This window comes from Chitinophaga sp. (assembly GCF_036566945.1).
GTDB lineage: Bacteria > Bacteroidota > Bacteroidia > Chitinophagales > Chitinophagaceae > Chitinophaga.
On sequence record NZ_DATCVJ010000321.1, the window covers coordinates 1 to 6,996 of the forward strand.

Here is a 6,996-nt window from a genome sequence, read left to right on the forward strand (position 1 = left end):
CTCGGCGGACTGGCAGGGGTAGAACTCATCAAGAAAGCGATCGGCGAACGGGAGTCTACCGGCGACCTGTTTGTTTATCCGCTGATACTGGCCATGATCATCGGCAGAATAGGCTGTTTTTCTATGGGTATTTATGAAGAAACCTACGGACTACCTACTTCATTGCCCTCGGGCATGAACCTGGGCGATGGCTTGCTCCGGCATCCGGTATCTCTCTATGAAATTATTTTCCTGGCGGCACTCTGGGCACTACTGGCCTTTATCAGCCAGCGATGGCCCCTGGTAAATGGCGGCAGATTCAAACTTTTCATGATCGCCTACCTGCTGTTTCGTTTTCTGCTGGACTTTATCAAACCCGGCTACCGCTTTGCCTTTGGCCTGGGATCTATACAGCTGGCCTGTTTGGCCGGATTGTGCTATTATTTACCCACCATCCTTTTTCCATCACGACTAACTCAAAAGCAATATGCCTGAAAAAAATTACACCTATTACGATTTTACACTGAGCATCTGTAGCACCTGTTTACGACGTGTAGACGCCAAGGTGATATTTGAAGACGAAAAAGTTTTCATGATCAAGCATTGCCCGCATCACGGAAAAGAAAAAGTGCTGATTGCTACAGATATCGACTACTATAAAAATACACGTAACTATAACAAGCCATCGGAAGCGCCGCTTAAAACCAATACCAGTACACATTACGGCTGCCCTTATGATTGTGGGTTATGCGCTGATCATGAACAGCATTCCTGTTTAACCGTGATCGAAGTAACCGACCGTTGCAACCTTACCTGTCCTACCTGTTATGCCATGTCGTCGCCACATTACGGCCGGCACCGCACCCTGGAAGAAATAGAACAGATGCTGGACATCATCGTCGCCAACGAAGGACAACCCGATGTGATTCAACTCAGCGGCGGAGAACCGACTATTCATCCGCAGTTTTTTGAAATACTGGATATTGCTAAAACCAAGCCTATCCGCCACCTCATGATCAACACCAACGGGGTGCGCATTGCAAAAGATAAAGAATTTACCGCCAGACTCGCTACCTATCAGCCCGACTTTGAAGTATATCTTCAGTTCGATTCGTTTAAACCGGAAGTGCTGGAACGTATGCGTGGAAAGGATTTGACAGATGTACGCAAACAGGCCATTGAAAATCTGAATGAAGCCGGGCTGAGTACCACCCTGGTAGTAACGCTGCAGAAAGGACAGAACGATGATGAAATGGGCGCTATCATCGACTACGCTATCAAACAACCCTGCGTACGCGGCGTTACCTTCCAGCCAGTACAGGTAGCCGGCCGCACCGATGATTTTGATCCGGCCACCGACCGTATCACGTTAACGGAAGTACGACAACGCATCCTGGAACAATCACCTATCTGGAAAGCCAACGACATCATCCCGGTGCCTTGCAATCCCGATGCACTGGCCATGGCCTACGCATTGAAAATAGATGGGGAAGTTTTCCCGCTCACCCGTTACGTAGATCCTACCGTGCTGCTGAATAATTCTAAAAATACCATCGTGTACGAACAGGACGAAAGACTGCACCAGCACGTGCTGAAAATATTCAGCACCGGCATTTCTACCGATGCTGCCGTGAATGATATGCAATCACTACTTTGTTGTTTGCCGCAGGTACAGGCTCCCGGTCTCGACTATACGAATTTATTCCGCATCGTTATTATGCGCTTTTTAGATGCGTATGATTTTGATGTACGTGCTATCAAAAAATCATGCGTACATATTGTGCATAAAGACGGGCGCATCATTCCTTTTGAGACCATGAACCTGTTTTACAGAGATGATAAAGAAGCGTATTTAAAGGAATTGCAGCAAGAACGTACATTCATTCCAATTGTATAACTATGAATAAAACTTTCAAAGAAGTACTATTATGTACCGGCATACCATTACTGCTGTCACTGATTTTGTGCATGACCGGAGAAAGTGGTATGCTCGCTGCGGGTATCCTGGTGTTGCTGGTGTCGGGAGCCTATTTTCTTATTGGCCTGGGGCTGTTGCTGGTAGAAAATAAGCATTTCAGTAAAGTGTTATTATTGTCGACAGGCATCATTTTGCTGGTAGGATTTTCTACCTGTGGGCTGATATTGAATGGCCTGCGGTTTAACTAAATAGTATTTTTGAATCAGCTCCGAACTCCCTATGGGGCTGATTTACCTGTGAAATAGAACATCTATGACAACCTGGAAACAAATCATGCTATTCACCTTTATTCCGGTGATATGCCTGATCGCATTAATTATTACGGAAACTATAAGTATTGACCAAAATAGCCTGTCCCTCGGGGCTGTACTGGGCGTGTATATCGTCAGTGGTTTATTTTTAGTATATACAAAATATCAGCAAACAGGTAAAGCATTATTGTTATCTGCGGGAGTTATTATTTGTCTTGTAATCGCAGTCATCGCATATGTCGCGATAGCTGTGTCGGGTATCTGTTGATACGGCAAAAAACTACCCTCTTTCCAGATAATTTGCTCTATACTCCTTCGGCGTTACGCCCTGCAGCAGCTTAAACTGCCGGTTGAAATAAGAAACATTATTATACCCGCAGGCGTAACAAACTTCCGCAATGCTATCATCCTTGTTCAGCAACAGTTTGGTGGCATGCGTTACCCTGACTTCATTTACAAACTGTGAAAATGTTTTGCGTGTTCTTCTTTTAAAATAACGGCAAAAGGCGGCTTCATTCAAAAAAATAAGTGCGGCTGCCGACTTGCTGTCTACCGTTGATTTGAAGTTTTCTATCACATACTTAAACACCAGTTCTATTTTGGAAGAATCATTTTGATGATAGTATATTTTTCCGGGCGCATCGTTTAATAATAATTTCCGTTGCCCTGATAAGGTGTCCAGCAGCTGCAGGAGAAGGATGAGGCCCGGCAGCTGTTTTTGTTCACATAGTTGGGAAAATAGTTTTTGGGTGGTGGGTGCAGGTGTATGGAATTTAACACCGGCAGGCGCCTGCTGCAGCATCTTCTTTACTTTTCTTAATTCCGGTTTATCGAAAAAATCTTTTCCGATAAAGTCTTCGGTAAACTGCACCACAATGGCATGCGCCATTTCACCGGTATCAATAAACGATTGGTCATTGTAGAAGCAATGACCAAAGCCAGGTCCGAACAGGTAGATGTCGCCTTCACTAAAGTTCAGCACTTTATTACCGCCGTAAATTTTACCATAACTTTTTACGATCATGATGACTTCATAAGCATGATGAAAATGAAAGGGCGCGGTAAAGTGGGGCTGATGGTACTCCCTGATGATAAAGCTGGTATCAGCTGGCATATTGAGTTGCTGGAAGGCGCTTTTCATGAAGGGTAATTAATACGTTATTTGATGATGGTGAATGTTATTGGATAAAAATGTAAATATTGTATCAAAGATGGCAAATCCTGTTCTTTTATTCAAGCCCCGGGTTAAATATGTTTGTAGCTGTATAAATTGTATTGCATCCAACTTTTATGAACGCACTAAAATTCCACGTTGTTATGGTGGCTGTGCTGGTCTGTTTATGGGCCTGCAGCAATCCGAGGCCTGCTATCACTACCTGGGAGACCACCGGTGGCAGTAAAATGAATAACCGGTACTCCGATCTTACACAAATAGATACGACCAATGTAAGTCTGCTGGAAGTAGCCTGGGTATATCATACCGAAAAGAAGGACTCCACAAAGTTTGGTCCCATGGAGTGCAATCCGATTATCATAGATGGCGTGTTGTATGGTGTTTCTCCTAAGTTAAAATTATTTGCGGTGGATGCTGGTACCGGTGAAGAAAAATGGCGCTTTGATCCGGCTGATTCGGTGATGAATAAAACCTGGCATCGCAACAGCGTGAATATGAACAGGGGCGTGGCTTACTGGGCCGAGGGTGAAGATAAGCGGATCATCTATACCGTTGGTCCCATTGTATTTGAGGTGAATGCCACCACAGGAAAACTGGTATCATCTTTCGGTAAAGACGGCGGGATAGATCTTCGTTATGAACTGGGCAAAAAGAATCCGGAAGAACAGTTCATCGCACCTACTTCTCCGGTAATGGTATATAAAGACCTGTTTTTTGTTAGTGGATTGGTGGGAGAAAGTACCCCCGGTCATATCATGGCTTTTGACGTAAAATCAGGTAAGCAAAAATGGATTTTTCACACCATTCCATATCCCGGAGAACCGGGCTATGAAACCTGGGAAGATAAAGAAGCCTATCAGTTTATGGGTTCTACCAATGCCTGGGCAGGATTTAGCTTAGATGAGAAGCGAGGAATTTTATTTGCGGTAACGGGTAATCCCACCAATGATTTTTATGGCGGCAGCAGGCTGGGAGCGGGGCTTTATGGCAACTGCATCATTGCCTTTGATGCGCTCACCGGTAAAAAACTATGGCATTACCAGTTGGTTCATCATGATGTATGGGACCGCGATTTGCCTACCCCACCGGCTTTGATTACGATAGAAAGAAATGGTCAAAAAATAGATGCGGTGGCGCAAACCACTAAACAAGGTTTCATTTTTGTTTTTGAAAGAACCACTGGTACGCCGGTGTTCCCGATAGCGGAAACACCGTTTCCCGTGAATACCACTTTGAAAGGTGAGCAATTATGGGCCACGCAACCTGTACCTTCCTTGCCCAAACCATTTACCAGGCAGCGTATTACGGAAGACGACCTGAATCACTTTGTGAGCGACACAGAATACCAGGCGCTTAAAACCCGGTTTAAAAGTCTTCGCGCAGGTACGCCATTTACACCTCCTTCTGTAGAAGGCACGATGGTGTTTCCTGGTTATGATGGCGGTGGAGAGTGGGGTGGACCTGCATTTGATCCTACATCAGGGATGCTCTACGTGAACGCCAATGAAATGGCCTGGGTGCTGAATATGGTGGAAAATAAAGTGACGCCCCAGGCGATGACGACCAACATGGACGCAGGACAAGCGATTTACCGGCAAAACTGTATGAGCTGCCATGGCCCCGACAGGAAGGGTGGAGGCGACTATCCATCGATCGTGGGCGTGGACAAAAAATATACAAAGCGCAAGTTCCTGGAACTGGTAGCTTCCGGAAGGCGGATGATGCCCGGTTTTAACCATTTAAATCAGGTAGAAAAAGATGCGCTGGCGTCTTTTATCTTAAACCTGCAACAGGATCAAAAAACGGCTTATAAAGGCAACACCGGAAAAGCCGCCGCTCCGCATACCGACTTATACGGATTTACCGGCTATAATAAATTTTTAACGAAAGAAGGATACCCCGGTATCAAGCCACCATGGGGCACTTTAAACGCTATCAACCTGAACACAGGTGCGCTTGAATGGCAGATCAATTTCGGGGAATTTAAAGAACTGACAGCGAAAGGAATTCCGGTGACCGGCAGAGAAAACTATGGAGGCCCCGTGGCCACCGCAGGTGGACTGCTGTTTATTGGCGCCACCGCAGATGGAAAGTTCCGGGCCATCAACAAGCGAAATGGAAAAATCCTTTGGGAAACGGATCTTCCCGCACCCGGCGTAGCAACGCCGTCGGTATATACGTTAAACGGAAAACAATATATCGTCATCGCCTGTGGGGGCTCCAAATGGGGCGGTAAACAGGGCGATGCCTATGTGGCTTTTGCGCTCCCATCTCACCAAAAAAATTAGTACATGAAAAAGATAATAAACTACTGTTTGCCTGTTATCGTCGCTTGTTGTTTGTTTGGTTTCGGAAGAAGTACCATCGCAAAAGTGCCTGTCTGGAAAATGTGCATAGCGCTGTATTCCTTTCATACCTTCCCGCTGGAAACAGCTCTGCAAAAAGCGGATAGCGCCGGATGCCGTGATGTACAAGGCTTTGCCTGGCATACGGTAGCCAAATACAGTAAAAACCTGGATGCCCTTTCTCCTGCAGAAGTAACAGGCGTAAGGAAATTACTGGGAGAGAAGGGAATCAAAATGTCTTCTCTTTTTGTCGGTAATGCCGACGATGCCGCCGGATGGCAACAACGATTTTTGCTGGCCAAACAATTAGGCGCACAGATCATTACCTGCGAACCCGCTACCAGCCAATGGCACACCATCGATAGCATCGCTGGCAGCTACCATATGAAAGTGGCTATTCATGAACATAAAAAAGGGGAAAGCATTTACTGGCATCCGGATTCCGTGCTGGCCGCCATCAAAGGCCATTCCAACATAGGCGCCTGTGCCGACCTCGGACACTGGGCCCGCAGCGGATTAGATGTGGTACAATGCCTTAAAAAACTGGAAGGCCATATCCTCGAAATTCATTTAAAAGATATTGATAAAAATGGCGAGGACGTAAATGTAGGAGAAGGAATCATCGATTACCCGGCGGTGGTGCGTGAATTAAAAAGACAACATTTCACGGGCCGCATTTACGTAGAATATGAGCATGATTTCGAAAATAATGTGCAGGGTGTTAAAAAGGAAATCACTGATTTTAATAAGCTGAAGTAATGCATAAAATGCAAAGGGGGTGTATCGCATGGATATACCCCCTTTTGTATTTTATAGATAAACGCAGTGATTAAATGACCACGTTAATCATTTTACCTTTTACGATAATCACTTTCTTAGGTGCTTTGCCTTCCAGCCATTTCTGTACTACCTCGTTGGCCAGCACTTCTTTTTCCATATCAGGAATAGCTGCATCCAGTGAGAAGCCTATCTCAGAGCGGGTTTTGCCATTGATCGCGATCGGATAATTGAACGCACTTTCTTTGGTGTACTGCTCATCAAATACCGGGTAAGGTGCATTCAGAATGCTTTCGTTGTTACCGATATACTGCCACAGTTCTTCACTCAAATGCGGTGCATAAGGTGTCAGCAATATCAGCAATTTTTCCAGTATGCTGCGTTTATGACAACGCATGGTAGCGAGTTCATTTACACAGATCATAAACTGGCTTACTGCCGTGTTATAAGAGAAACTGTTCGTATCGTGATCTATCTTCTGGATAGTTTTGT

General features: G+C 45.3%; 8 protein-coding genes. 6 read left to right on the top strand and 2 right to left on the bottom strand.

Annotated features, from left to right (window positions below; translation table 11 throughout):
- The 4 genes from VIP81_RS09475 to VIP81_RS09490 all read left to right on the top strand — a co-directional run.
- The coding region (locus VIP81_RS09475; RefSeq protein ID WP_331958987.1) for a prolipoprotein diacylglyceryl transferase family protein at positions 1–474 on the top strand (474 nt) is incomplete at its 5' end.
- On the top strand, positions 467–1,876 hold the full coding sequence (locus VIP81_RS09480) for a radical SAM protein (protein WP_331958991.1): 1,410 nt from the start codon (positions 467–469) through the stop codon (positions 1,874–1,876). The genes VIP81_RS09475 and VIP81_RS09480, both read left to right, overlap by 8 nt.
- A 2-nt stretch (positions 1,877–1,878) precedes the next feature.
- Positions 1,879–2,145 carry a hypothetical protein gene (locus tag VIP81_RS09485; RefSeq protein WP_331958994.1) on the top strand — a complete coding sequence of 89 codons (267 nt, stop codon included), beginning with the start codon at positions 1,879–1,881 and terminating at the stop codon, positions 2,143–2,145.
- 64 nt (positions 2,146–2,209) lie between these two features.
- Entirely contained in the window at positions 2,210–2,476 is a 267-nt protein-coding gene (locus tag VIP81_RS09490) for a hypothetical protein (RefSeq protein ID WP_331958997.1), read from the top strand.
- A 12-nt stretch (positions 2,477–2,488) separates the two neighbouring features.
- Here VIP81_RS09490 and VIP81_RS09495 read toward each other — a convergent pair whose 3' ends face one another.
- Positions 2,489–3,349, bottom strand: a complete 861-nt coding sequence (locus tag VIP81_RS09495) for an AraC family transcriptional regulator (protein WP_331959000.1) — start codon at positions 3,347–3,349, stop codon at positions 2,489–2,491.
- A 149-nt stretch (positions 3,350–3,498) separates the two neighbouring features.
- Between VIP81_RS09495 and VIP81_RS09500 the strand changes: the two genes are divergently transcribed.
- Both VIP81_RS09500 and VIP81_RS09505 read left to right on the top strand, forming a co-directional pair.
- A complete protein-coding gene (locus VIP81_RS09500) occupies positions 3,499–5,670 on the top strand; it encodes a PQQ-binding-like beta-propeller repeat protein (RefSeq protein WP_331959003.1) in 2,172 nt (723 codons plus the stop codon).
- Positions 5,671–5,673: 3 nt separating this feature from the next.
- Positions 5,674–6,486 (top strand): sugar phosphate isomerase/epimerase, encoded by an 813-nt coding sequence (locus tag VIP81_RS09505; RefSeq protein ID WP_331959007.1) that lies wholly within the window; start codon positions 5,674–5,676, stop codon positions 6,484–6,486.
- A 70-nt stretch (positions 6,487–6,556) separates the two neighbouring features.
- Here the strand turns inward: VIP81_RS09505 and VIP81_RS09510 are convergent.
- Positions 6,557–6,996 (bottom strand): class I tRNA ligase family protein (locus VIP81_RS09510; protein WP_331959010.1); only part of this gene is annotated, 440 nt, incomplete at its 5' end.